Source organism: Candidatus Saccharimonadia bacterium (assembly GCA_035544015.1).
In the GTDB taxonomy this organism is placed as follows: domain Bacteria; phylum Patescibacteriota; class Saccharimonadia; order UBA4664; family UBA4664; genus UBA5169.
In genome coordinates, this window is sequence record DATKIP010000057.1 from 1 (window position 1) to 2,219 (window position 2,219).

Annotated in this window: 3 protein-coding genes; all 3 read right to left on the bottom strand. The window is 57.4% G+C overall.

Translation table 11 applies throughout. The features are described 5' to 3' along the window. Nucleotides 1-30: 30 nt before the first annotated feature. A complete protein-coding gene (locus tag VMT30_02905) occupies nucleotides 31-408 on the bottom strand; it encodes a RidA family protein (protein HVQ43891.1) in 378 nt (125 codons plus the stop codon). Nucleotides 409-503: 95 nt separating this feature from the next. Continuing rightward, nucleotides 504-1,433 (bottom strand): quinone oxidoreductase, encoded by a 930-nt coding sequence (locus VMT30_02910; protein ID HVQ43892.1) that lies wholly within the window; start codon nucleotides 1,431-1,433, stop codon nucleotides 504-506. A gap of 55 nt (nucleotides 1,434-1,488) precedes the next feature. Continuing rightward, nucleotides 1,489-2,219, bottom strand: a 731-nt coding sequence (locus VMT30_02915) for a DDE-type integrase/transposase/recombinase (GenBank protein HVQ43893.1), incomplete at its 5' end; no start/stop codon positions are given.

Genomic DNA, 2,219 nt, shown 5'->3' on the forward strand with positions numbered 1-2,219 from the left:
CCCTGGTTCGCAGGTAACCCACCTAGAGGCTCATGGCACGGCCGCAACCACCATGACTTCAACCAGCATCCCAGGTCGCCAAAAGTCGGTCGTGAGGCAAGCCCGCGCCGGAGGGTTTGCCGGATCGACCCACTCGTTCCAAACAGAATTGTGATCTTCGAACAGACGCATGTCAGCGATCCAGACCTGGGCGCTTAGTAGCTGTGATTTGTCGGTTCCCGCGAGGTTGAGAAGCTCATCGACGCGTCGCAGCACTTGAGCAGTCTGCGTTTTGATATCGCCGACAATCGGGTTGGGGGTGATGCCGGCGAAATAGGCGACGTCGCCGTGAACGACTGCCTGGCTGATGATCGGATGACCGCGATTCTCGTCTGATATCTTTCTAATTTCGTGGCGTATGATCGACATGATATTCCCTTTCTGTGGATTGAGTGCCTCGGGTGGCGGTCGTGACGTCATCACCAAAGCGGCTGAAGGCGTTTCGCCAGCCTTTTTGGGGCCGCTTACTCGAACGGAAGCATGACGATCGAGCCCGTTGTCTTGCGTCCGCCGATGAATTTGTGCGCGGCTGCAGCCTCCCGAAGCGGAAAGGTTTTGACAACGTTGCTCGCTACCACCCCCTGTGCGACGGCATCGAACAGCGATTTTGCTCCGTCGTCGATTTCGCTTCGGTTCGACATGTAATGCGAAAGCACGGGTCGGGTGATAAAAAGTGACCCGCGAACGCCCAGATCTTCGATGAGGTTGATCGGATCGGGAACGCCTGACGCCTGGCCGTAAGCTGCGCATATACCGACCAGCCGCAGGCAGTCGAGTGACCTTTGCAGCGTGTCCTTACCGATCGACTCATAGACAACGTCTACGCCCTTTCCGTCCGTAATCTTACGGGTGACAGCTACGAAGTCTTCGGTCGAGTAATTGATAACGTAATGACAACCGAGATTTCGAGCGATCTCGGCCTTCGCGTCGGTACTAACGGCACCGATCACAGTGGCTCCGAGATGCCGCGCCCAAGGACAAAGGATATGGCCCATGCCGCCAGCAGCCGCGTGGATCAGAACATAATCTCCCGGTTGCACCTTGTGCGTTCGATGCAGGAGATATTGCGCGGTCATCCCCTTCAGGATTAGTCCTGCCAGTTGAACGTCATCCAATGGCAAGTCCTTTGGAACCTTGATCAACTTGTCAGCCGGGTAAAGGCGCTCCTGACTATAGGCGCCGAGTGGGGGAAGGCAGGTGCAAACTCGTTCGCCGACAGAGAACCCGGTGACGCCAAGACCCAACTCCTCGATCTCGCCAACTCCTTCGAAACCGACGACAACCGGCGGATCGCCCACGATCATCGGGTGCGGGATACCTGCTCGATGGTACGTGTCAGCGAAATTCACGCCGACGGCCGTGCTGCGAAGACGTACCTGTCCGTCGTCAGAGATTTTGAGACAGGAGGCATCCTAATCTAAGGGAGATTCTGGCGCATCCGGTTTGATTTTAGGCTGCGTGAGTTTTGTGATGCAAGCGTCGGTGTTGGATGGTTTTGCGTTTGATCCTTTCTCTTTCCAGCAGAATGGTTTGACCGCGTCCGAAGTAGACGTCGGCCGGCGTCAGATTGTCGATGCTCTCGTGGTAGCGCAGGTGATTGTAGTGGGCGACGAAGGCTTCGATCCGAGCCTCGAGCTGGCCGGGCAGATAGTAGTTCTCCAGTAGGATGCGGTTCTTGAGCGTCAGATGCCAGCGCTCGATCTTCCCCTGTGTCATCGGATGATAGGGCGCGCCGCGGATATGCGGCATGTCTTGTTTGTCGAGCCATGCCGCCAACTCCACCGAGACGTAGCTCGGCCCGTTGTCGGATAACAGACGAGGCCGATGTGCCACGTTGACTTGGTCCAGCCCCGATGCCTGCAGAGCCAACTCCAAGGTGTCGGTGACATCCTCGGCTTTCATCGTGGTGCAGAGCTTCCAGGCAACGATGTAGCGGGAGAAGTCGTCGAGCACGGTCGACAAGTAGAACCAACCCCAACCAGTCACCTTCAGGTAAGTGAAGTCGGTCTGCCAAAGCTGGTCCGGCGCCGTCGTCTTGTCCTTGAACTCGTCGGCAGCCTTCATCACGATGAAGGCCGGACTGGTGATCAGGTCGTGGGCCTTGAGCAGGCGATACACCGAGGCTTCCGACACGAAGTAGCGCTCGGCATCGGTAAAGCGCACGGCCAGTTCACGGGGTG

Excerpts from the sequence above, each read along its gene's own strand:
- VMT30_02905 (HVQ43891.1), bottom strand. The coding sequence starts at position 408 with ATGTCGATCATACGCCACGAAATTAGAAAGATATCAGACGAGAATCGC.